The organism is Mesorhizobium sp. CA10 (genome assembly GCF_020165285.1).
In the GTDB taxonomy this organism is placed as follows: Bacteria; Pseudomonadota; Alphaproteobacteria; order Rhizobiales; family Rhizobiaceae; genus Mesorhizobium.
This window is the reverse complement of the sequence record NZ_JAIUHV010000007.1, coordinates 178,759-202,251: the sequence shown is the minus strand read 5'-3', so window position 1 is coordinate 202,251 and position 23,493 is coordinate 178,759. Positions and strand designations below refer to the sequence as shown.

General features: G+C 64.2%; 23 protein-coding genes. 10 read left to right on the top strand and 13 right to left on the bottom strand.

Annotated features, from left to right (window positions below; translation table 11 throughout):
• Positions 1-48: 48 nt before the first annotated feature.
• Complete coding sequence (locus tag LB535_RS16910) at positions 49-456, top strand: carboxymuconolactone decarboxylase family protein (protein WP_140838886.1); 408 nt, start codon at positions 49-51, stop codon at positions 454-456.
• A gap of 173 nt (positions 457-629) precedes the next feature.
• Here the strand turns inward: LB535_RS16910 and LB535_RS16905 are convergent, their stop codons facing one another.
• The 11 genes from LB535_RS16905 to LB535_RS16855 all read right to left on the bottom strand — a co-directional run bounded on the left by LB535_RS16905 (position 630) and on the right by LB535_RS16855 (position 10,898).
• Positions 630-1,517, bottom strand: a complete 888-nt coding sequence (locus LB535_RS16905) for an amidohydrolase family protein (protein WP_224633008.1) — start codon at positions 1,515-1,517, stop codon at positions 630-632.
• Positions 1,517-2,635, bottom strand: coding sequence for a vWA domain-containing protein (locus LB535_RS16900; protein ID WP_263490793.1), 1,119 nt, complete (start codon positions 2,633-2,635; stop codon positions 1,517-1,519). The genes LB535_RS16905 and LB535_RS16900 overlap by 1 nt, the downstream gene beginning before the upstream one ends.
• Positions 2,636-2,784: 149 nt before the next feature.
• Positions 2,785-3,666 (bottom strand): AAA family ATPase, encoded by an 882-nt coding sequence (locus tag LB535_RS16895; protein WP_224633006.1) that lies wholly within the window; start codon positions 3,664-3,666, stop codon positions 2,785-2,787.
• A gap of 7 nt (positions 3,667-3,673) precedes the next feature.
• Positions 3,674-4,678, bottom strand: coding sequence for a xanthine dehydrogenase family protein molybdopterin-binding subunit (locus LB535_RS28860; protein WP_263490769.1), 1,005 nt, complete (start codon positions 4,676-4,678; stop codon positions 3,674-3,676).
• 1 nt (position 4,679) lies between these two features.
• Complete coding sequence (locus LB535_RS28855; RefSeq protein WP_263490768.1) at positions 4,680-6,047, bottom strand: xanthine dehydrogenase family protein molybdopterin-binding subunit; 1,368 nt, start codon at positions 6,045-6,047, stop codon at positions 4,680-4,682.
• Positions 6,048-6,058: 11 nt separating this feature from the next.
• Positions 6,059-6,541: a (2Fe-2S)-binding protein gene (locus LB535_RS16880; protein ID WP_224633005.1), complete on the bottom strand. Its 483-nt coding sequence runs from the start codon at positions 6,539-6,541 to the stop codon at positions 6,059-6,061.
• Between the two features lie 58 nt (positions 6,542-6,599).
• Entirely contained in the window at positions 6,600-7,394 is a 795-nt protein-coding gene (locus LB535_RS16875) for an FAD binding domain-containing protein (RefSeq protein WP_224633004.1), read from the bottom strand.
• Positions 7,395-7,406: 12 nt separating this feature from the next.
• Entirely contained in the window at positions 7,407-7,850 is a 444-nt protein-coding gene (locus LB535_RS16870; RefSeq protein ID WP_095770203.1) for an SRPBCC family protein, read from the bottom strand.
• Positions 7,851-7,975: 125 nt separating this feature from the next.
• Positions 7,976-8,803, bottom strand: coding sequence for a helix-turn-helix domain-containing protein (locus tag LB535_RS16865; protein ID WP_224633003.1), 828 nt, complete (start codon positions 8,801-8,803; stop codon positions 7,976-7,978).
• A 312-nt stretch (positions 8,804-9,115) separates the two neighbouring features.
• Positions 9,116-10,114, bottom strand: coding sequence for an ABC transporter permease (locus LB535_RS16860; protein WP_095768908.1), 999 nt, complete (start codon positions 10,112-10,114; stop codon positions 9,116-9,118).
• Between the two features lie 40 nt (positions 10,115-10,154).
• Entirely contained in the window at positions 10,155-10,898 is a 744-nt protein-coding gene (locus tag LB535_RS16855; protein WP_095768909.1) for an ATP-binding cassette domain-containing protein, read from the bottom strand.
• Positions 10,899-11,350: 452 nt separating this feature from the next.
• On the opposite strand from LB535_RS16855, the gene LB535_RS16850 reads away from it, so the two are divergent.
• A complete protein-coding gene (locus tag LB535_RS16850) occupies positions 11,351-12,340 on the top strand; it encodes a sugar-binding protein (RefSeq protein WP_140838867.1) in 990 nt (329 codons plus the stop codon).
• A gap of 83 nt (positions 12,341-12,423) precedes the next feature.
• Here the strand turns inward: LB535_RS16850 and LB535_RS16845 are convergent, their stop codons facing one another.
• Positions 12,424-13,413: an NAD(P)-dependent oxidoreductase gene (locus tag LB535_RS16845; RefSeq protein WP_224633073.1), complete on the bottom strand. Its 990-nt coding sequence runs from the start codon at positions 13,411-13,413 to the stop codon at positions 12,424-12,426.
• Positions 13,414-13,510: 97 nt separating this feature from the next.
• Here LB535_RS16845 and LB535_RS16840 point away from each other — a divergent pair, with 97 nt between their 5' ends.
• Both LB535_RS16840 and LB535_RS16835 read left to right on the top strand, forming a co-directional pair.
• On the top strand, positions 13,511-14,407 hold the full coding sequence (locus LB535_RS16840; RefSeq protein ID WP_224531872.1) for an NAD-dependent epimerase/dehydratase family protein: 897 nt from the start codon (positions 13,511-13,513) through the stop codon (positions 14,405-14,407).
• A gap of 101 nt (positions 14,408-14,508) precedes the next feature.
• Positions 14,509-15,285 (top strand): FadR/GntR family transcriptional regulator, encoded by a 777-nt coding sequence (locus LB535_RS16835; protein ID WP_140838861.1) that lies wholly within the window; start codon positions 14,509-14,511, stop codon positions 15,283-15,285.
• A 292-nt stretch (positions 15,286-15,577) separates the two neighbouring features.
• On the opposite strand, the gene LB535_RS16830 is transcribed toward LB535_RS16835, so the two are convergent.
• The gene (locus LB535_RS16830) at positions 15,578-15,865 is read right to left on the bottom strand and encodes a DUF3175 domain-containing protein (protein WP_140544432.1); all 288 of its coding nucleotides are present in this window, start codon (positions 15,863-15,865) and stop codon (positions 15,578-15,580) included.
• A gap of 155 nt (positions 15,866-16,020) precedes the next feature.
• On the opposite strand from LB535_RS16830, the gene LB535_RS16825 reads away from it, so the two are divergent.
• The 6 genes from LB535_RS16825 to LB535_RS16800 all read left to right on the top strand — a co-directional run bounded on the left by LB535_RS16825 (position 16,021) and on the right by LB535_RS16800 (position 23,450).
• Positions 16,021-17,250 (top strand): MFS transporter, encoded by a 1,230-nt coding sequence (locus LB535_RS16825; protein ID WP_224633002.1) that lies wholly within the window; start codon positions 16,021-16,023, stop codon positions 17,248-17,250.
• 165 nt (positions 17,251-17,415) lie between these two features.
• Positions 17,416-18,444 (top strand): LacI family DNA-binding transcriptional regulator, encoded by a 1,029-nt coding sequence (locus LB535_RS16820; RefSeq protein ID WP_224633001.1) that lies wholly within the window; start codon positions 17,416-17,418, stop codon positions 18,442-18,444.
• Positions 18,445-18,739: 295 nt separating this feature from the next.
• Positions 18,740-19,864, top strand: coding sequence for a sugar ABC transporter substrate-binding protein (locus tag LB535_RS16815; RefSeq protein ID WP_224531863.1), 1,125 nt, complete (start codon positions 18,740-18,742; stop codon positions 19,862-19,864).
• 69 nt (positions 19,865-19,933) lie between these two features.
• Entirely contained in the window at positions 19,934-21,478 is a 1,545-nt protein-coding gene (locus LB535_RS16810) for a sugar ABC transporter ATP-binding protein (protein ID WP_224633000.1), read from the top strand.
• Positions 21,475-22,455: an ABC transporter permease gene (locus tag LB535_RS16805; protein ID WP_224626361.1), complete on the top strand. Its 981-nt coding sequence runs from the start codon at positions 21,475-21,477 to the stop codon at positions 22,453-22,455. Before LB535_RS16810 ends, LB535_RS16805 begins: the two co-directional genes overlap by 4 nt.
• 23 nt (positions 22,456-22,478) lie before the next feature.
• Positions 22,479-23,450 (top strand): ABC transporter permease, encoded by a 972-nt coding sequence (locus LB535_RS16800; protein ID WP_263490792.1) that lies wholly within the window; start codon positions 22,479-22,481, stop codon positions 23,448-23,450.
• The last annotated feature ends 43 nt before the right edge of the window (positions 23,451-23,493 follow it).

Here is a 23,493-nt window from a genome sequence, read left to right as displayed (position 1 = left end):
CACTTGGTTCAACGACCTCGACCGGCGATTCAAACGAAAGGAAACACCATGGCCACCACAAAACTCCTCAGCGATGCCGAGGTCGAAAAGATCCCGGCGGTGAAGGCGGTGTTCGACGATATCCGGGCGACGCGAAAATCCGACTTCGTGAACAATTTCTGGCGCGGGCTGGCCAATGATCCGGCGGCGCTGAAGCGGGTGTGGGAGCAGCTCAAGGCGGTGATGGTCGCCGACGGCGCGATCGATCCGCTGACCAAGGAGATGATCTATATCGCGGTCTCGACTGCCAATGGCTGTTCCTATTGCGTCCACTCGCACACGGCCGCCGCCCGCGCCAAGGGCATGACCGACGCGCAGCATGGCGAGCTTGTGTCGATCATCGGGCTTGCGGGACAGACGAACCATCTGGTGACGGCAATGCAAATCCCACTCGATCCGCAATTCGAGGTGAAGTGAAGCGCCAGCTTCTCCTTCTCCCCTTGTGGGAGAAGGTGGCCGAGCGAAGCTCGGACGGATGAGGGGTGTTCCAGGGAATGCCAACGTCTCACTCCGATGGAGCACCCCTCATCCGTCTCGGCGCTTCGCGCCGATCCACCTTCTCCCACAAGGGGGGGAAGGAAGAAGCCGCGCTACACCGGCCGATACACCTTCTCCGCCGTATTCCAGAAAATATCCGCCTCGGCCTTGGTGCCATGCTTCGCCACCGCCGCGCGGTGCGCCTGGATCAGCTCGGCATGGCTGGTCCACAGCTTCTCGATCGGGAAGTTCGAGCCGAACATCAGCCGGTCGCTGCCGAGGATTTCGATCGCGTTGTCGACGATGTAGCCGATGAGCTCCGGATCGTTGCGGTGGACGAAGGTGCCGAGCCCCGACAGCTTGGCGTAGAAATTGGGCGCCGCCGAAAGCGTGCGCAGGCCGGCCTTCCATGCTTCCGTGGTTTCCGGCTCCATGCCGGTCAGCATGCCGGCATGGGTGAGGATGAAATTCGTCTGAGGGTTTTCGCCGACTAGTGTCAGCCCGTCCTTCATCTGCGCGGGAAAGAGCTGCAGGTCAAAGGAGAGGCCGTAATCCTTCAAACGCGCCATGTTCTTCCGCACTTTCGGATCGATCACCTGGTCGGCCGAAGCGGCGAAGCGGAAGGCGGGCGTCTCATGCCAGTGAAGCTGCATGCGCACGCCGCGCAGCAGCGGATATTTTTTCAATCGGACGATCTGCGGGCGGACGTCGTCGACCGTCATGTCGGCATAGCCGACGATGGCGTGCGGCCAGCCGGTTTCATCCGCGGTCTTCTGCAGGAAGGCGACTTCCTTCTCGAAATCCTCCTTGGCCCAGTTGGTCTGGACATAGACGGCCTTCTCGACGCCCGAGCCTTTCTGGTCCTCGAGGAACTCGGTGATCGGATAGTCGCGGCGGATCGGCTCGTAGGGGCCGAAGATGCGCGGCGCCATCGGCCCGACCAGCCAGGGCTGGTCCTTCTGGCGCCAGATGTGGAAATGCGCGTCGATGGCTTTCTGCATCACGATATCCTTTTCCAGATGGAAGCGGCCGCAGGCGCAGGACGGGCGAGCGACAGGATGAAATCGGTCAGGCTCTTGACCGACGAGCCGTCGACCAGATCGTCAAGCGCCGGCAGGATGGCGCGGAGCGCCGCAGTTTCCGGGCGGAAGCGCGGATCGCCGGCGAGCGGGCTCGCCAGCGACAGCCGGAAGGCGCGGGCGCTCAACCGCCGCATCGCGATCTCCAGCTCGGCATGGCTGCCGCGTTCCAGCCCGTCGGACAGGATGACGACGCAGGCGCCGCGCGCGAAGGCGGAGAAGCGCGGCACCGACAGGAAGGCCAGCAATGTCGGCCCCAGGCGGGTGCCGCCGTCCCAATCGTCGACAAGCGCCGCGGCGCGGGCGAGCGCCTGCTCGCGGTCCAGAATGCGCAGCGCCGAGGTGATACGGGTAAGCCGCGTGCCAAAGGTGAAAACCTCGGCGCGGTCGGCGCCTTGCACGGCCGCGTGGGCCAGCTTGAGGTAGTCGGCGGTGTGCAGCTTCATCGATCCGGAGACATCGATGAGCAGGAGCAGTTTTCGCGATACGGCCTGCCGGCGACGCAGCAGCGGCGAGGGGATGTCGCCATCGGCGCTGACGATTTCACTGAGCGAGCGCCTGAGGTCGAGCGTGCCGCGCGAACGCGTGCGCATGGTGCGGAAAGAACGGCGCGCGGGGAGGGCGGAGGCGAGCTTGCGGCGGAACTGGCCGAGACCATCGGGATCGCGCTGGAAATCGCGACTGCTTAGCTGCTCGAGCGCCGAGGACAGCTCGCCGCCTTTCTCCTGGCGGATGGTTTGCTTCTCTTCCTCGCGCGTGCCGCGATCGTCCTTGACGCGGGTTTCGTCGTCCTCCTCGCCTTCGACCGGAAGCTTGGCGTCCCCGTAGAAATAGGCGCGGAAATGCGCTTCGAATTCGTCGCGGCGATCGGGCGAGGGCGCCAGTGTTGCAAGAGCCGCCTCGCGGATGTCGTTCATCGAGCGGGGCCCGAGCAGGGTCACGGCCTGCATGAAGCTGGTCACCTGTTCCGGCGCGATGGCGAAGGCATGATGGCGCAGCAAGCGGGCGAAGCCGAGGAATGGCGTGGCGGGACGAGGCAGGCTGTCCTCTCCCCGTTCACGGGGAGAGGATGCCGGCAGGCAGGTGAGGGGCAGCGCTACCTTCTGCCCAGTGTGGCGCTGCCCCTCATCCGCCCCTTCGGGGCACCTTCTCCCCGTAAACGGGGCGAAGGGGTTGTCGAGGTCGCGGCTCACCCCAGCGCCTCCTCGACAATCCTCCCCAGCTCCGGCGCAATCGCCGACAAATCCTCCTCGTCCTTGATCAGCACGCCGACGGCCCGCCGAAAGGCCTCCGGCCACGGGCTGCCGCCTTTTTCGAGGATGGTGGCGGCATTCGCCCATTCGACCGCTTCGGCGATGCCGGGCGGCTTGGCCAGGGGCCGCGCGCGAATCTCCTGCACGGCGTTGGCCACTGCACGTGCGGTGGCTTCCGCGACGCCCCCCGCGCGCAGCATGATGATCTCCGCCTCGCGCTGGGCGTCGGGATAGCCGATCCAGTGATAGACGCAGCGTCGGCGCAGCGCCTCCGCCAATTCGCGCGTGCGGTTCGAGGTGAGGATGACGATCGGCTGCGCAGCGGCACGGATCGTGCCGCGCTCCGGGATGCTGATCTGGAAGTCTGAGAGGAATTCGAGCAGCAGCGCCTCGAACTCGTGATCCGAGCGGTCGATCTCGTCGACCAGAAGAACGCGCTGCTCCGGCGCTCGCAGCACCTGCAACAGCGGCCTGGCGATCAGGAAGCGGTCATCATAGATGTCGATCTCGTGCTCGCCGGCATGGCGGATGGCGAGCAGCTGGCGCTGGTAGTTCCACTCATAAAGCGCATGCCCGGCGTCTATGCCTTCGTAGCATTGCAGCCGCACCAGCTCGCGGCCAAGCAGTTCGGCCACCGCCTTGGCGGCCTCGGTCTTGCCGACGCCCGGCGCGCCTTCGAGCAGCAGCGGCTTGCCCAGGCGGATCGCGAGGAAGATCGCCGTCGCAAGGCTGTCGTCGGCCAGGTAGCGCGAAGCGGCAAGGCACGCGGCGATCGCCTCCGGCGAAGCCGCGACCGCAACGGCGTCGGCGTTTGCCATCTTCCCCTCAGCCCGCCGCCTGCGCCTTCAGAGCGCGCAGGATGCGCTCGGGCGTGATCGGTAGCGTGTCGATGCGCACGCCGACCGCGTCGAAGACGGCATTCGCGACGGCCGGGATCTGCGGGTTGGCGCACATCTCGCCCGGCCCTTTGGCGCCGAACGGCCCATCGGCGGAAGGACGCTCCAAGACGATGATCTCGGTTTCGGCCAGGTCCCCTGGGCCCGGCATCAAATACTGGTTGAAGTCGGTGCCGCCATGATCGCGGTTCGGATAGTACGGTTCGGTCGTTTCATAGAGCGCATGGCTGATGCCCATCCAGGAACCGCCGACGAGCTGCTGCTCGACCATCTTCGGGTTGAGCGCGCGACCGATCTCGAAGACGTTCTTCACGGTAAGCACCGTCACTTCGCCGGTCTCGTCGTCGACCTCGACCTCGGCCACCGTGCAGGCATGCGCGTAGCAGGTGGAGGGCTTCATCGCGCCGGTCTCCTTCTCCGGATAGGAGCGCGGAATGAGGAACATGCCGCGGCCGGAGATCGAGCGGCCGCGCTTGAAATGCGCCGACAGCGCCACATCGAAGATCGAGATCGATCTTTGCGGCGCGCCCTTCACCTGGATGTTGCCCTGGCCGTCGGTCTCAAGGTCGGAGGCGTTCACCTCCAACTCTTCGGCGGCCACTTCCAGCATCACCTGGCGGGCTTCCTTGGCCGCCTGGATGACGGCATTGCCGGCGCGGTGCGTGCCGCGCGAGGCGAAGGTGCCCATGCAGTGCGGGCCGGTGTCGGTGTCGGCGGTGTCGATGACGACGCGGTCGGTCGGCACGCCGATCGTCTCGGCGCAGATCTGCGCCATGATCTGCTTCATGCCCTGGCCCAGATCGACACTGGACAAGGTCACCATGAAGTTGCCGGTCGGGGTCGAATGGACCAGCGCCTGGGTCGGGTCGCCGCCGAGGTTCATGCCGGTCGGATAGTTGATCGCGGCGACGCCGCGTCCACGCCGGATCGCCATCTCAGGCTTCCTTCCTGTAGGAGGACATCGTCATGTATTTTTCCGCCACCGGCCAGTTGGCGACGCGCGAGGCTTCCTGCATGCATTCGATCAGCGCCGCACCCTCGGTTGGCTGGCGATGCGCCTTCATGTCGCCGTCGCGATAGGCGTTGATGAAGCGGAATTCGAGCGGATCCATGCCGATCAGCCTCGCCAGCTTGTCCATCTGCACCTCGAGCGCGAAGTCGCCGATGGTGACGCCGAAGCCGCGCATGGCCGACGAAGGGGTGCGGTTGGTGTAGACGCAATAGGTGTCGATCCAGACATTCGGGATCGTATAGGGGCCGGGGTAGTGCGCCGCGCCCTTCTGCGCGCCATAGGGCGAGTGGCGCGAATAGGCGCCGGCGTCGGTATAGCCGGTCACCTTGCGCGCGACGATGCGGCCGTCCTTCATGACGCCGTCCTTGATGATCACCTTCTCGGCGGCGCGCGGCGAGGAGATCTGCATTTCCTCCTCGCGGCTGTAGATAAAACGGACCGGGCGTCCGGTTAGCTTGGCCGCGAGGATGGCGATCGGCTCGACGATGACGTCGACCTTGCCACCAAAACCGCCGCCAACGGTGCCGCCGACGAAATGCAGCTTCGAGCCCGGCATCTGCAGGATGATCGAGGCGTTGTCGAGGGTGAAAAACATCGCCTGCGTGTTGGTGTAGCAGGTGAAGCGGTCATTGCCTTCCGGCGCCACCACGCAGCCCGTGGTTTCGGTCGGCGCATGCTCGATCGGCGAGGACTGGTAGGACTGTTCGAGGATGTGGTCGGCCTGGGCAAAGCCTGCCTCGACATCGCCGAAGCGCACCTTGCGGCACTCGCCGCTGTCATAGAGATAGTAATTCTGGCCGTGATATTCGTTGACCAAAGGCGCGCCGGGCTTCAGCGCCTCCTCCATGTCGAAGACTGCCGGCAACACCTCATAGTCGACCTTGACCTTGGCGGCGGCTTCCTGCGCGGCGCGCTCGGTCTCGGCCAGCACCGCCACCACGGCCTCGCCCTTCCACCGCACCTTGCCGTCGGCAAGCACGGTTTCGTCCTCGGGGCCGATCTGGATCAGGATCAGGATGGTGTAGACATTGTGCGGCACATCCCTGGCGGTCAGCACGCGCACAACGCCCGGATGTTTCTCCGCTTCCGACGTATCGATCGAGCGGATGCGGGCATGGTGGTGCGGGCTGCGCACCATCTTCAGATGCAGCATGCCCGGGAAGTTTCGGTCGGCGAAATAAACGGTCTTGCCGGTGACATGTCCCGGCGAGTCGAGCCGCGGGCGACCCTGGCCGATCTCATGCAGGCCGTCCTTGCGGACATCGGCAAAATAGTCCTTGCGCAGTTCCATGGCTCGTTCCCTCAGGCGGCGTTCTGCGAGTTGGCGCGCGCCGCAAGCAGCACCGCCTGGATGATCGGCTCGTAGCCGGTGCAGCGGCAGATGTTGCCGGACAGCGCCTCGACCACATCCTCGCGGCTTGGGTTGGGCGTGCGGTCGAGCAGAACCTTCGCGGCCATGATCATGCCCGGCGTGCAGAAGCCGCATTGCGTGGCGAAGGCATCGAGGAAGGCGCGCTGCAGCGGATGCAGCACACCGCCTTCGGCGAGGCCGGCCGTCGTTTCGATGTCGGCACCGCCGCAGGTTTCGGCCAGCGTCAGGCAGGAGAGCCTGAGTTCTCCGTCGATGATGACCGAGCAGGCGCCGCAGGTGCCTTGGTGGCAACCCCCCTTGGGTGAGGTGTCGCCGATCTTGTCGCGCAGCACATTGAGCAGCGTCGTGCCGCTTTCGACGAACTCGGCTTTCTCCGAGCCGTTGAGTGTGAATTGAACCGGGACCTTCGCCATTTTTCCTCCCTGCGCGCCTGCCCGGGTCGGCCGGACAGACGCGCGTCCCCCACGGATATTAGTCAAGCAGCAGCCGGCCGAGATGGACCGGCAGAACCTCGGCGCGATACCAGGCGCTGGCGATCGGGTCGGTGATCGGCGCCATGCCTTCGCTCGCGGCGGTCAGGGCCGGCGCGATCTCCTGCGGGGTGAGCTTGCAGCCGAGCAGCGCCTTTTCGGCCGCTAAAGCGCGGATCGGCCGATCGGCCATGCAGCCCAGCGCGATGCGCGCCGAGGTCACCGTGCCGTCCGGTGCGAGTTCCAGAAGCGCGGCGATGCTCAGCACGGACACACCCTTGGGCTTGACCCGCGATACTTTCAGGAAGCGGAAGCTCTCGGCTTTAGGCAATGAAAAGCCGACAGCCGAGACGATGGCGCGGCTGGCATCACGGCCGACCAGGAAGGTCTTGATCGGCACTTCGCCGTCTTCGGTGAAGACGGTCGCGTCCAGCGCCAGCAGCGCCACCGCGAAATCGCCATAAGGGGCAGGGGCGAACAGATTGCCGCCGACGGTCGCCATGTTGCGGATCGCCGGCCCGCCGACGGCGCGCGCGGCCGGCGCAAGCGCGGCGAGCTCGGGATGGCGGGCAATCGCGGCCATGGTGACCGAAGCGCCGAGCCGGACCTTGCCGCCGGAAACCGCGATCTGCGAAAGGCCGGGATCGTTGACGCGGATCAGGTTGGAGACGGCAACGTCGCCTTCATTGGCGGCGCGCACCACAAGCGTGCCGCCGCCGAGATAACGCGCGCCGGCGGCCTGCAGCGCGGCGTTGGCGTCTTTCACGCTCGAAAAAGTCTGCAGCGCAAGCGACATGGCGCGCTCCCGTCAGCTCTGGCCGGCGAAATGGGCCTTCAGGGCGTTGAAACCGCCCTGAAAGACGTTGGCGCCCATGCCCTCGGCCAGCTTGTCGGCCTCTTCGGGCGCGGCGTCGAAGCTCGCCGTCCATTCGGCATAGGTGCGGTTGCCGTCGGTGACGCGACGCAACTGCAGCGTCGCCTTGTGATTGGTGAGCGGCTGCGGCGTTTCGAGGATCGAATAGCTGACCAGGAAGTTCTCATCCGAGAAGTCCAGCAGCTTCTCGCGCAGCCTTGCGCCGCTGACCAGTTGGAAGTTGCGCACGCAGCCGATCGTGGTGGCATCCTTGCCGTCCTCGATATGGCTTTCCACCATGCGCGGATGCCAGCTGGGCAAACCATTGAAGTCGCGGATGCGCGCCCAGACCTGCTCGACCGGCGCGTCGATGACGCTGGAGATGGTGACTTTCGCCATAGACTGGTCCTCTTGCAAAGATCGGGAGCAGGCTAGAGCGGCCGACGGGCCGGCGCTTATCAATGCGTCTTGAGCGCGTATCAACCAGTCGGAAAATGCGGCGACGGATCAGCCTGCAAAGGCGCTCACGACATGGCCTGAGCGGCTTCGCGGTAGAGCGTCGGCGGCACGCCGACATGGTCGCGGAAGAAGCGCGAGAAATTACCCTGGGTGGTGAAGCCGAGATTGCAGGCAACGGAGATCAGCGGTTCCTGCGACCACTGCAGCTGGCGCACGGCTTCCTCCATGCGCAGCGTGTTCCAGTAGACGTTCGGCGTAAGGTTGGTCTGTTCCTTGAAGAGCGCGAAGAAATGCGGCCGTGAGAGCCCGACCGAACGGGCGACGTCGTCGAAGGAGATGCGTTCGCAGACATTGGCCTTCATCAACTGGATCGCCTTGCGGACACGGAAATCGAGCATCGTGTTGATGCGCGCGCGGGCTACCTGCGGCGCGGATGTATCGGCCGCGTCGAGAACGCTGTCGATGAAACGCTCGATCTCGTAATTGGCGATGTCGTCGATGCTTTCATTGTCGGTGAGGTGATCGAGCAGGTTCGCCGCAGCCTGGTGCAGCCAGGGCTCCAGCGTGATCGCCGCTTGCGCGAACAGCGGCGCGGAGGAGGGCAGGTCGCGGCGCTGGCGCGCCCAGTCCGGGTCGATGTAGAAGGCGAGGAACAGGCCGGGCTTGCCGTCGCGGGATAGCGCATGGCTATGCGGCTGGAACGAATTGATGCCGGCCGCGGTGCCAGACCCAAGCCGCACCGTCTCGCGGCCGATCGTCATTTCGCCTGCCGTGCCTTCCAGCCAGATGATGAGATGCGCCTCGCCATGGGCATGGGTGACGAAGTCATTGGCGACATTCAGCACGGAAACATGTCCGAACCGGCCCCAATAGAGCCTGATCGCGTCCGTCATGGGTATCGTTCCTCCCGCAGGCGACTGGCCTCCCTTCGCCTGCGGGGGAATAGTGCGGCTGGGGTGAGGCTGCGTCAAGGCAGGCAATGATGACAGACGTTTGGGGGCGGCCACCGGGGCGGATTTTCAGACTGGGCGATAGGCGCGGCTTTCCCTTCTCCCTTTGTGGGAGAAGGTGTCGCCGAAGGCGACGGATGAGGGGTGCTCCAGGGAAAGCCAGCGTCTCACTCCGCTGGAACACCCCTCATCCGTCTCGGCGCTATCGCGCCGATCCACCTTCTCCCACAAGGGGAGAAGGCGAGGCGGCGCACTTCAGTCACTACGCCGGAAATTGCGGATGCGGTCGAACAGAACCGCCAGGATGATCGCGCCGCCGATGAAGGTGCCTTGCCAGAAGGCGTTGATGCCGAGCAGGCCAAGGCTGTTGCGGATCACCTCGATGAGGGCGGCGCCGACGACGGCGCCGAGCGCGGTGCCGACGCCGCCGGCGAGATTGGCGCCGCCGATGACGGTGGCGGCAATCACCTGCAGCTCCATGCCGTTGCCGAGATTGGTGGTGACGGCGCCCAGCCATCCGGTCTGGATGATGCCGGCAAGCCCTGCCGACAGCGCCGAGATCATGTAGACGACGACCTTGATCTGCTTGACGGGAACGCCGGTCAGCGTCGCCGCATGCTCATTGCCGCCGATGGCGAAGATGTGCCGGCCGAATTTGGTCCAGCGCAGGATGAAGCCGGTGATCGCCGCCAGGAGGATCATGTAGAGCACCGGATTGGCGATGCCGAAAACCCAGGCGCCGCCGCCCAATGACAAAAGCTTCTGGTGGTCCGGCCCGAACTGGAACACCACGGTGTTGTTCGAGGCGACCATGGCAAGGCTGCGCGCCACCGACAGCATGCCGAGCGTGACCACGAAAGGCGGGAAGCCGAGATAGGCGATGAGCAGGCCGTTGAAGGCGCCGATCGCAAGCGCGGTGGCGATCGAGGCCAGGATGCCCACCTCGATCGAATAACCGGCATGCATGGTGACGGCGAGCACCATCGAGGATAGGCAAAGCACCGAGCCGACCGAAAGGTCGATGCCGCCGGTAATGATGACGAAGGTCATGCCGAGCGCGACGATGGCGACGAAGGTGATATTGCGCGTGATGTTGAAGATGTTCTTCGACGTGGCGAAGGAATCGGTGGCGACGGACAGGAACAGGCAGGCGAGGATGACCGCGATCACCACCCAGAAAGTCTGGTTGGCAAAGAGCCGCGACAGGAAGGTGTGCTGCTTCTGCGCGATCGTCTGGTCAAGTGTGACTGCCATTATCGACCTTTCCTGAGGCGTGGACGCCCGATCCACGCGACTACGCAACCTGTTCGATGGCGCCGGTGATCAGCCCGGTGACTTCCTCGGGCGAGCTCGAGGCGATTTTCTTGTCGGCCACCTTGCGGCCGCGCCGCATGACGATAACACGGTCAGCGACGTCGAACACGTCGGGCATGCGGTGGCTGATCAGCACCACGGCGATGCCCTGATCACGCAGGTGGCGGATGAGATTGAGCACTTCGGCGACCTGCCTGACCGAAATCGCCGCCGTCGGCTCGTCCATCAGCACGATCTTGGCCTGCGACAGCATGGTGCGGGCAATCGCCACCGCCTGGCGCTGGCCGCCCGACATCTGCTTGACGAGGTCGCGCGGCCGCGTCTCGGATTTCAGCTCGGCAAAGAGCTGGCCGGCGCGCTTGTACATCGCGCCATAGTCGAGAATGCGCAGCGGACCGAAGCCGCGGCGCAGCTCGCGGCCGAGATAGACGTTGGCCGCGGCCGTCAGATTGTTGCAGAGCGCAAGGTCCTGGTGGACGATCTCGATGCCGTGCTGGCGTGCATCCGCCGGCTTGTGCATGACAAGGTCCTTGCCCTCCAGCCGCATGGTGCCGTGGCTCGGGTGGAAATTGCCAGCGATCATCTTCACCAGCGTCGACTTGCCGGCACCGTTGTCGCCCATCAGGCCGACGACCTCACCAGCTTCCAGCGAAAACGATACATCGTTGACCGCCTGGATGGCGCCGAAATGCTTCGAGATGTTGGCGAGTTCCAGAACCGACACCAGCCTTAAGCCTCCCCGTTGTTGGCGCAACTGGCCACCGAACCCGGCGGCGCCGCTTGCGTCTTGCCCCGTCCATCTCCTCCCGAACGGTGCGTCCACGCATTTAGGCAAAAGCGGACGGGGGCGTCAATCAATTGTCTGACGATTAATTTCGAGACTCGACGAAAAATCGGTTTTGTAGGACAAATAGCAATTGACGCTGGCGAAAAGCCGATATTAGCTAAGCTTCGGAACAAGACTTTGCCAATCGTCCGTCTATCCGGCGGAGGCAGGCAGATGGTTTGAGGGTAAAGGATTCGGCTGCATCGGTATTCGGGCGGACGGATCGGCAAATGCTTATCAGCCCGGGCCGGGGCGCGAACATCATGAGATGCTCGTCGTGGTTCTTGTGTATCCGGGGTTGATCAGTGTGGCGGGCACGCGGTGTCCGTCTGTTTCAAGGGAGGACTGACATGAGGAAAACACTTTTGCTTGCCGCCGTCGCCGCCATGGCGTTGGGCGCCGGGCCGGCTTTGGCCAAGAAACAGCTCGTCATCGTTGTGAAGGGTCTCGACAATCCGTTCTTCGAAGCCATCCATCAGGGCTGCGAGAAGTGGAACAAGGAAAACGCCAGCTCGGAATATGAATGCTTCTACACTGGCCCGGCATCGACTTCCGACGAGGCCGGCGAGGCGCAGATCGTGCAGGATATGCTGAGCAAGCCAGACACGGTGGCGATGGCGATCTCGCCGTCGAACGCGCCGCTGATCGCGCAGACGATCAAGAGCGCCAATCCGTCGATCCCGATCATGACGGTCGACGCCGACCTTGCCAAGGAAGACGCCGCCCTTCGCAAGACCTATCTCGGCACCGACAACTACCTGATGGGCAAGAAGATCGGCGAATACATCAAGAAGGCCAAGCCGAATGGCGGCACGATCTGCACGATCGAGGGCAATCCGGCGGCCGACAACATCCTGCGTCGCGCGCAAGGCATGCGCGATGCGCTGACCGGGAAGGAAGGTCTTGCAGCACTTGCCGGCGAAGGTGGCTGGACCGAAGCTCCCGGCTGCCCGGTGTTCACCAATGACGACGGCGCCAAGGGCGTGCAGGCGATGACCGACATCCTCGCCGCCAACCCGAAGCTCGACGCCTTCGGCATCATGGGTGGCTGGCCGCTGTTCGGCGCGCCGCAGCCTTATCGCGACCTGTTCAAGCCGATGGCCGACAAGATCGCCAAGAACGAGTTCGTCATCGGCGCCGCCGACACGATCGGCGACGAGGTGGCGATCGCCAAGGAAGGCTTGGTGACCGCGCTGGTCGGCCAGCGGCCGTTCGAAATGGGCTACAAGGCGCCGGCAGTGATGCTCGACCTCATCGGTGGCAAGAAGGTCGACGATCCGGTCTTCACCGGCCTCGACGAATGCACCAAGGAAACGGCCGACACCTGCATCCAGAAGTAGGCGCTGGTCGCATCCATAACCAATGCAACAGGGGCGCCGCGAGGCGCCCTGACTTTTGTGCTCTTGATGAAGGCGCTTTCGTCTCAGATCTTCTGCTTCACGCCGTCCTTCGAAGGCATCAGGTCGACGCCGTTGAGCTTGCCGATATGCGTGGCGAGCATCGGCACATACTGTTCCGCGGGGCCGGTGGCGAAGGCGGTCGCAAAGGAATTCTTGGTCGCGTTGCCCAGAGGGTTGGCGATGCCGGCCGCGCCCGCCATCGATTCCAGATAGGTCAGGTCCTTGAAGGCATTGGCGATGGTGAATTTGTGCGCGTCGCGGTCGCCCTCCAGCGTCCAGCGCATGAAGGTCTGGTAGAAGCCGCAATCCATGCGGCCGTTGCGAATGACGCTGTCGAAGCGCGGCGGCGAGATGCCGACCTTCTCGGCCAGCGCCAGCGCCTCGGAATAGATCGCGGCGTAGCCCAGCGAGATGAAGTTGTTGAGCAGCTTCATGCGGTGGCCGTCGCCGGTATCGCCGATATGAACGATGCGGCCGGCCCAGGTCTCGAGCACCGGCTTCAGCCTGGCGAACACGGCGTCAGGCGCGCCGACCATGGCGTCGAGCGTGCCTTCCCAGGCCTCCTTCGGCGTGCGGCTGAGCGGCGCATCGACATAGTCGACGCCGAGCGCCTTGAGTTCGGCGGCCAGGGCCACTGTCGAGACCGGATCGGAGGTCGAGCAATCGACGACGACCGAGCCTTGCTTCAGGCCCTCCTTCAGCCCGTCGGGGCCGCGGATGATCGCCTCCACCTCGCGGGAGCCGGTGACGCAGATGAAGACGATGTCGGAGGCCGCGGCCACCTCCTTGGACGTGGCAACTTCCTTGGCGCCGCGTCCGGCCAAGTCTTCCGCCGGCTTGCGGTTCTTGCGACCGAGGAAGGTCAGCGGATAGCCCTTGTCGACGATGTTCTTGGCGATGCCGTGCCCCATCAGGCCAAGGCCGATGAAACCGATGTTCTCGCGGGCAGCGGTGGTGCTCATGTCGTCTCTTCCTTGTCTTTCATGGTGATGGGCGCCCGCGCGGCGGGCGATTGTCCAGAAGGTTTCCGCGGATCGCGGGTGGCGGGCGATCGCGGAATGTCATATTGTCTGACAATACACATAATTACCTAGCATTGTGGAGAGCAAAATGACGAAGCGGATCATGTTCACCGGCGGCAGCGGCAAGGCTGGCCGGCATGTCGTGGAATATCTGGTCGAACATGGCTGCCAGGTGCTCAACATCGACACCAAGCCGCTCGACAATCCGAAGGTGCGCACTTTGGTCACCGACATCACCGACAGCGGCCAGGTTTTCAACGCGCTGTCGAGCTATATGGGTCTGCACGAGTTCGACCCGTCGTTGAGATCGCAGCCGGTCGACGCCGTGGTGCATTTCGCGGCGATCCCGCGCATCATGATCACGCCGGACAACGAGGTGTTCCGCATCAACGCGATGGGCACCTATAATGTCATCGAGGCGGCGGTGAAGCTCGGCATCCGCAAGGTTATCATCGCTTCCAGCGAGACGACCTACGGTCTTGTCTTCGCCAACGAGCCTCGCAATCCGACGCATTTCCCGCTCGACGAGGATTATGACGTCGACCCGATGGACTCCTATGCGCTGTCGAAGATCGTCAACGAGAAGACTGCGCGGGCTTTCGCGTTACGCAGCGGCTTCGACATCTATGCGCTGCGCATCGGCAATGTCATCGAGCCGCATGAATATTCGCTATTCCCGAAATGGTTCGCTGATCCCGGTTTCCGCAAGCGCATCGCCTGGAGCTATATCGATGCGCGCGATCTCGGCCAGATCACCTTGCGCGCCATCGAGAAGGACGGCCTGGGCTATCAGGTGTTCAACGCGGCCAACGACGACACCTCATCGGACCTGCCGACGGCGGAGCTGTTGAAGCGCTTTTATCCGGGCGTGCCGGTCAAGGCCGAGCTTGGCGAATATGAGACGCTGCTTTCGAACCGCAAGGCGCGCGATGTGCTTGGCTTCCGGCCCGAGCACAGCTGGCGCAAATACGTCAAGACGGCGTGAGCCGGCGGCAAATGCCGGTTGATCTGTGCACATCCTCGCGCATTGCGGCAAAGCGGGCTTGCCCAGCTTGACAGCTTCTGAAAACGGGATTTTGTGGAACCATGCGGGACGCTAAGCCGAACAACGAAAAGAGGCCGACAAAAATGGCAGCGGCCGAGCGTCCGTCCGGCGTTCGCCGGGCCAACGCGTCACGCATCCCGGGCGCCAGCGTGCATGCTTCGCTTGCGAGTGAAATCGGCCTTCGGATCGTGCGCGGCGACTATCCGCCGGGCACCATCCTGCCCAATGAGGCCAAATGGTCGGAGACCTTCGACGTCAGCCGCTCGGCGGTGCGCGAGGCGATCAAGATGCTGATGGCAAAGAGCCTTCTGGCCTCGCGACCGAAGATCGGCAGCTGGGTCGAACCGAAGGAACGCTGGAACCTTCTCGACCGCGACGTGCTCGCCTGGTACGCGACCTCGCCGGACCGCGAGGTGTTCCTCAAGACCGTGCAGGAGTTCCGCCACATCATCGAGCCGGAGGCGACGGCCTTCGCGGCGATGCGGCGCACCCGCGAGCAGATGGCCGAGATCAGCCAGGCCTGTCGCGAGATGGGCGAGGCGACCAACCTGCAGGAGCGCACGCGGGCCGACACGCGCTTCCACCTTGCCATCCTCAGGGCTTCGGGCAACGACCTGCTGGTGCCGCTGGGCGTCTTGATCGAATCCGCCTTCGACCATCTCTTCACCTATACGACGCGCGAGCTCGACAATCTGCAGCACGCCCAGAAACTGCATGAGGCGATCGAACGCAGTATCCGCCTGCAAAGGCCGGACGCGGCGCGCAATGCGGTGCGCAAGCTGCTGGCCAATACCGACGAAGTGATCCGGTCGCGTTAGGGTCTTGTACCAGACCAGTTCGCCAGCACAGAAACTTTGACCGCTGCCCGTGCGTGCGTTGGCAGATCCCATGCCTTGGCGATTGGCCAAGACGCCTATCGCGGTCGTCATCCTCGGGTCTGCGCTCCGCTTCGCGTAGCTCCGCCCTAGAATGACGAGGTTGGGGGGCTTCAGCTCATCGCCAGCGTTTGCGCTGAACACCCCAAACGGATGCTGATAGCCTTGCCCGACAAGCCTGCAATCTTTCCAGATCCCTGTGTTGAGGAACTGGTGCTAGCGCTCCCAGCAACCCTCAATCCTGCTTTTCGCGACCGAAGGCGACACGCAGCTCGTCCTTCGCTTTTTCCAGCACCTTCTTGCGCTCGTCAGGCAGATTCTTGCCGGCACGGTTGATGTAGAAATTCAACATCGACATGGCGGATTGGAACGGCTCTGCCTTGCGGCGGTGGCTGTGCTCGGCCGAGCGCTTGAGCGAGGCGGCGATCTTCTTCGCGTCATCGGATTCGAAGACGTGCTCCTCGAGATCGAGGGCGTCGCTATGTTCGGTCACGTCGGCCGACCATTTCTTCTTGGCGGTCATGACAAACTCCTTCCTTCAGAGAAACCCCATGAGGTGAGGCGGGTTCCCGGTTCTGGAGCCACGGATTTGCCGGTCGTGGCGCTGCTCGGCTCAGGAAATGGGCCGATAGTGCGCTCAAACGCGCGATCTCGAAGAAATCGCGAACAGGAGACGCCGTGACGACAGTTCCAGGAAACGCGGCAAACAGCGCCGGCATAGACAGCTTCTACGCGTGGACGCGGCTCGGGATCTCCTTGCTGCTGGCGACGATCGGCGGCGTCGGCATGTGGGCCGTAGTCGTGGTCCTGCCCGCCGTGCAGGCCGAGTTCGGCGTCGATCGTGCCGCCGCCTCGATGCCTTACACCGCTACCATGGTCGGCTTCGCCGCCGGCAATGTGCTGGTCGGCCGCGCCATCGACCGTGTCGGTTACTGGATCCCGGCGCTGGGTTCCTCGATGGCCCTGGTTGCCGGCTTCGCGCTGGCGTCGCTCTCCACTTCGATCCTGCAATTCACGCTCGCCCAAGGCTTGCTCATCGGGGTGGGGACATCGGCGATTTTCGGACCGCTGATCGCCGACATCTCGCACTGGTTCAACCGCCGGCGCGGCGTTGCCGTGGCTACGGCCGCGGCCGGCAGCTATCTCGCCGGAACGGTCTGGCCAGCAATCATACCGCCGCTGATGAAGGCGGAGGGTTGGCGCTTCACCTATGTGGCTATCGGCATTGCTTGCCTGGTGACTATGGCGCCGCTGGTCATAATGCTGCGACGTCGCGCCCCGGTGGTCGTCGCAGGCTCGCCAGGCGCACGCCCGGTCCAGCCGATCTCATTGTCGCCGGCCGCCCTTCAGGCGCTGCTCGTCATAGCCGGTCTTGGCTGTTGCGTGGCGATGTCGATGCCGCAGGTGCATATCGTCGCCTATTGCATGGACCTCGGCTATGGTGTCGCCCACGGCGCCGATATGCTGTCGATCATGATGGCCGCTGGCGTCGTCAGCCGCCTTGTTTCCGGCTTCGTCGCCGACCGTATCGGCGGGGTGAAGACCTTGCTGATCGGTTCGGTGCTGCAGTGCCTGTCGCTGTTCTTCTACATTCCCTTCGACGGTCTTGCCTCGCTCTATCTCGTCTCGCTGGTGTTCGGCCTGTCGCAAGGCGGCATCGTGCCCTGCTATGCGATCATCGTGCGCGAATACATGCCCGCCAAGGAGGCCGGCCAGCGCGTTGGCATCGTCATCATGGCGACCATTTTCGGCATGGCTATCGGCGGCTGGATGTCGGGCTGGATCTACGATCTCACCGGATCTTACGCGGCCGCGTTCCTCAACGGAATTGGCTGGAACCTGCTCAACATCCTGATGATGGTCGTGGTGTTCTGGAGGGCAAGGCGCAGCGGCGTCGTCATGGCCTGACGGCTCGCGCCGGCGCTTCTCCTGAAATGCCCTCAGCTTGACAACAAATCGCGGCTGCGCGACGCCAAGGGCAGGGAATGTGGTACAGGCCTGCTAGATGGCGACACCAGGGTCAATGGCATTGCAAGCGCGCAGCAGGCGGGATTTGACGCACGAGGCTCGCCCTTGACCAAACCGCGCTCCCGCCGTGGCGGCGGCCGTCCGACCATTGCCGACGTGGCGCGCAAGGCCGGTGTCGGCGCGATCACCGTGTCGCGGGCCTTGCGTGAGCCCGGGCGGGTGTCGGAAGAGCTTCGACGGCAGATACAGGCCGCGGTCGACGAGCTCGGCTACGTGCCCGACCCGAACGCCCGCGCGCTTGCCTCGGCGCGCGCCGAGGTGTTCGGCGTGCTGGTGCCTTCGCTGACCAACAACGTCTTCGCCGAGGTGGTGCGCGGCATCTATGACAGTCTTTCCGACAGTCCGTTCCGCATCCAGATCGGCAACACCCATTATTCAGGCCTGGAGGAAGAGCGGCTGCTGCAGGTCTTCGGATCGCAACGCCCGGCGGCGCTGATCGTGGCCGGCATAGACCAGACGCCCAGCGCGCGACGACTGCTGGAGAATGCCGGCTGCCCGGTGGTGCAAGTGATGGAGACCGGGCCGGACCCGGTCGACATGATGGTCGGCTTCTCGCATCTCGACGGCGGCAGGACCGCCGCCGAACACCTGCTGCAAGCCGGATACCGCAAGATCGGCTTCATCGGCGCGCGCATGGATCCGCGTTCGCAGCGGCGCCTTGCCGGCTACCGCGCCGCGATGGAGGCCGCCGGCCTGTTCGATGCGCGGCTGGTCACCACAACGCCGGTGCCGTCAAGCGTGACGCTCGGGCGCGAGTTGTTCCGCGACGCGCTGGCCAAGATGCCGACGCTGGACGGCGTGTTCTGCAACAATGACGATATCGCGCTTGGCGTTCTGTTCGAATGCCATCGCGCATCGATCGACGTGCCGAAGCAGATCGGCATTGTCGGTTTCAACGATCTCGACATGATGCAGGTGTCGTTTCCTTCAATCACAAGCGTGCGCACGCATCGCTATGAAATCGGCACCCGTGCCGTCGCCATGGCGCTGTCGGCGATCGCCGGAAACCGGCCGGAACAGCGGATCGTCGATCTCGGTTTCGAGCTCATGCGGCGCGAGAGCACCGGGCGCTGACGCGGTACTGTTGGTTCCTTAAGATGATCCTTTACAGCCTGAGATGGTAGCGCTACCATTTGCATGCCGGTAAAGGCTCGGCGAGGCGGGAAGGCTGTTTATTATACATAAGCAACAGCTCGTAGTTGTTTATTATGTATAATATGATAGTTTTCTAAATTGCCAGAGAGCTGAGGGGGACGAGGAGGATCTGGGCGGCGCGGCCGTCCTGTGTGGGTGTCTGGTTGGCCGGAGGGTTGCCGACCGTATCGCCAAAGATTCATAACAAGCGGAACTGCAACTGGGAGGAATATCGATGATCAAGTCACTCGTTGGCGGCGTCATTGCCGCCACCGCATTTGTCATGCTGAGTTCGTCGGCGATCGCCGGACCCGAGGTCGTCAAGGGGCCCGCGGCCGAGCCGGACTGCTTCGCGCCGTGGTCGGCCGACACGCAGTTTTTCAAGTATCCGAAGAAGGACGGTCCATACCGCATCGCCCTTGCCAACGGCTACATCGCCAACACCTGGCGCATCCAGATGATCCAGACGGCCAAGGCCTATGCGGCGCAGCCGGATGTCGCCAAGAAGCTCAAGGAATTCAAGGTCGTGTCGACCGGCGAAGATGTGCCGGCGCAGATCTCGGCGATCAACAACTTCATCGACTCCGGCTTTGACGCCATCGTCGTCAACGCGCAGAACCCGACCGCATTCGGGCCGGTCATCAAGCGCGCCAAGGAAGCGGGTGTCGTGCTGGTCGCCTTCGACAACATCCTCGACACCAAGGACGCCATCAACGTCAATGTCGATCAGAAGGGCCTCGGCGAGCTCTGGGGCAAGTGGCTGGTCGCGCACGTGCCGAACGGCGGCAAGGTGCTCGAGGTGCGCGGCGTCGCCGGCACTTCGGTCGATACCGACCGCCACAATGGCATCCACGAGGTGCTCGACGGTTCCGGCAAGAAGTGGGCCGTCACCGAGGTGGTCGGCAAGTGGGATGACGGTGTGGCGCAAAAGGCCACGGCCGACGCGATCGCCACCAGCGGCCCGTTCGACGGCATCACCGGGCAGGGCGGCGACACCGGCATCGTGCAGGCGATGATCGACGCCAAGCATCCGTTCGTGCCGTTCGGCGGCGAGACGGAAAACGGCTTCCGCAAATTCTGCGCCGCGCATGCGGCCGACGGGCTGAAATGCTCGTCCGCCGGTACCGGTCCGGCCCAGGTGGCGGTTGCCATCAAGACGGCGATTGCCGCGCTCGAAGGCAATGTCGTGCCGCAATCGGTCAAGCTGCCCTTGGCTATCGTCGAGGATCCCAACTTCAAGGCGGGTCAGGATTTCTTCCCCGACCAGTCCGACAATTTCTTCGTCGGCAATTCCTTCCCGACCTGCGGCATCAATTTCACCGCGCAGGAAATCATGGGCCAGACCAAGGAAAACAAATAGTCTGACTGGACAGTGCCGCGGCGAGCCCGCGGCACTGTCTCCCCAATCAAAACCGGCCGGGGAGGGCTGATGGACGGCACGGCTCCGCTCTTCCGCATGGAAGGCATATCCAAGCGTTATGGCGGCGTGCGGGCCTTGGAGAAGGCCGAGCTGACGGTCACCGCCGGCAGCATCCACGCCATCCTCGGCGAGAACGGCGCCGGCAAATCGACGCTGATCAAGGTCATGGCCGGCGTCGTGGCGCCGGACGAAGGGCGCATGACACTGGACGGAAGCGAGGTCACCTTCGCTTCGCCTGCCGCCGCCAACCAGGCCGGCATCGTCTGCATCTTCCAGGAGCTGTCGCTGATTCCGGAACTCAGCGTCGCCGACAACATCGTCATTTCCAATCCACCCAAGCGTTTCGGCATGATCGACCGCAAGGCGCAGCGGAAGATCGCTGAGGAAGCGCTGGCACGCGCCGGCAATTCCGACATTCATCCCCGCGCGCTGGTCAAGGACCTGCCGCTGTCGCGCCGGCAGATGGTGGAGATCGCCAAGGCGCTGGCTCGGAAGCCGCGCATCCTGATCCTCGACGAGGCGACCTCGGCGCTGACGGCGGCGGACGTCGCCAAGGTCTTCGAGGTGTTGAAACGGCTGCGCTCGGAAGGGCTGGCGCTGCTCTACATCTCGCACCGCATGAACGAGATCGCGGAACTCGCCGACCATTGCACGGTGTTCCGCAACGGCCGCAACGTCGCCAGCTACCCGGCCGGCTCGAAGAGCGACAATGAGGTGGTCGAGCTGATGATCGGCCGCGAATATAGTCATATCTTCCCGCCGAAACCCGCTTCCGCTCCGGCCGCTGCGACGGTGCTCGAAGCGCGTAATCTCTCCTGGGCCGACCGGCTGGACAATATTTCGCTCAGTGTCAGGGCAGGGGAGGTTGTGGGCCTGGGCGGTCTCGACGGGCAGGGTCAGCGCGAATTGCTGCTTGCCTTCTTCGGCGTGCTGCGCGGCCTGCGCGGCGAGGTGCTGATCGACGGCAAGCCGGTTTCGATCGCCAGCCCGACCGCGGCCAGCCACGGCCGCATCGGCATGGCGCTGATCCCCGAGGATCGCAAGACCGAAGGACTGATGCTGCCGATGACGGTGCGCGAGAACCTGTCGTTTGCAGCACTCGACCGGTTGTCCAAGGCCGGCATCATCGACCGCGCCGCCGAACAGCGCCTGATCGACGACATGGTCGGGCTGCTGGCGATCAAGACGGCGGGCCTGGACATTCCGGTCGGCGCGCTTTCCGGCGGCAACCAGCAGAAGGTGGTGATCGCCAAATGGCTGATGCGGCAGCCGCGCATCATCCTGCTCAACGATCCGACGCGCGGCATCGATGTCGGCACCAAGCAGGAGCTCTACCAACTGATGCGCAAGCTCGCCGATGCGGGTGCTGCGATCCTGTTCTATTCGACGGACTATGACGAGCTGATCGGCTGCTGCGACCGCGTGCTCGTGCTCTATGACGGCGCGGTCAAGCGCGAGCTGGTCGGCGCGGGGCTCACCGAGCACGCGCTGATCGCCAGCGCGCTCAACATCCACGGCGATGACGTTCGCATCGGGCAGGGAGAGCACGCGTGAAGGATTGGCGCTACCGGCTGGCCGAACAACGCGGAACGCTTTTGGCCTTCGGCATCTTCATCGTCATGTTCGCAATTTACAGCGCGAACCATCCGGCAGGTTTCACCGCCAATGTCGTGCAGACGGCCGCCAACAAGGGCGTGCTGCTCGCCTTCGTCGCGATGGCGCAGACATTGGTGGTGATCACCGCCGGCATCGATCTGTCGGTCGGCATGATCTTCACGCTGACCAACTGCATGGCTTCATGGCTGGTGGTCGGCACCGGCCTGGAAACGGCGTTCGGCGTGCTGGCGGTGCTGGGCACCGGGCTCATCTGCGGGGCGGTCAACGGCGCCATTGTCATCTACGGGCGGCTGCAGCCGATCGTGGCCACCATCGCCACGGGCGCCGTCTATTTCGGCTTGGCCTTGCTTTTGCGCCCCGTTCCCGGTGGTTCGGTCAACGAGGACCTTGCCGATTTCCTGACCGGGCGTTTCTTCGGCATCGTGCCTGCGAGCCTCGTGGCGCTACTCGTCATTGTGCTTGTCGTCTGGGTGCCGTTCAGTCGCTCCGAACTTGGGCGCGCCGCTTATGCTGCGGGCTCGTCGGAGACGGCGGCCTACATGTCCGGGGTGCCGATCCGCAGAGGCAAGTTGCTGGCTTATACGCTTGCCGGCCTGCTTGCGGCGATCGGCGGACTGTTCCTGACCTTCTTCACCTATACGGGCGAGGCGGCCTATGCCAGCGGCAATGCCTATACGCTGTTTTCGATCGCCGCCGTCGTGCTCGGCGGCGTGTCGCTGTTCGGCGGCAAGGGCAGCGCCATCGGCGCGATCTTCGGCGCGCTTGCCTTTCGCACCATCGGCGACCTCCTGTTCGTCTTCGATTTCGATCCGCTCTGGCAGCCGCTGTTCCAGGGCGTTATCCTGTTGATCGCGGTCAGCCTTGGCGCCTTCGCGCTGTTTCGGGTACGCAACCGGCTGGAGTGGTTCCTGTGAGCGAAACGACGCATGGCGGCATCATGGGCGGCATTGCCGGCCGCATGCCCAAATTCATCCGGCGCGCCGACCCGGCGGTGCTGACGGCCTTTGCCTGCATCGTGGTCCTGCTTCTGCTCGGCAGCCTCTATTCGCGCAACTTCCTGTCGCCGGAATATCTCCTGCAGCAGTTGAAGGTCGCGTCTTTCCTCGGCGTCATCGCCACCGGCATGATGCTGGTCATCCTGCTTGGCCAGATCGACCTTTCCGTGCCATGGGCCGTGGCCGCCGGCGCCATGATGGCCTGCGCGGCCGCGGCCTACGGGCCGATCGGCGTTGCTCTCGCCATCCCCTTCGGCGTCCTGTGCGGCGTGGCGATAGGCATCGTCAACGGCATCGGCGTCGCCTACCTGCGCATCCCCTCGATGATCACTACGTTAGCCACCAATGCCGTGGCGCAAGGGCTGATGGTGGTCTACACAGGCGGTTTCTCGCCACAGGATTCGGCGACCGCCGCGATGCGCTACCTGGCAACCGGTTTCACCATCCCGGGCGTTCCCAATGCCGTCATCATCTGGGTGCTGATCGGCGCCGCGATGGTCTTCGCGCTGACCCGCACAAGCTTCGGCCGCGCCGTTTACGGCATCGGCAACCGTGAGCGCGCCGCCTACCTGTCCGGCATCGACACGCGTCGCATCGTCATGATCGCCTTCGCCGTCTCCGGCGGGCTGTCGGCCTTTGGCGGCGTGCTTCTGGCGGGCTATGCATCCAAGGCGGCGCAGTCCATGGGCGATGCCTATCTCCTGCCGTCGATCGCGGCGGTTGTCCTGGGCGGCACATCGATCCTGGGCGGGCGCGGCTCCTATCTCGGCACGGTGGCCGGCGTGATCCTGATCACGCTCCTGCAATCCATCCTCTCGGTCATGCAGATGCCGGAAGCGGGGCGGCAGATCATCTATGGCGTCGTCATCGTCGCCATGCTCCTGCTTTACGGGCGCGCGCCGGCAAGCCGCTGACGGTAAATGAGGCGAGCGCAAGACCGCAGACCCCGGAGCCTGG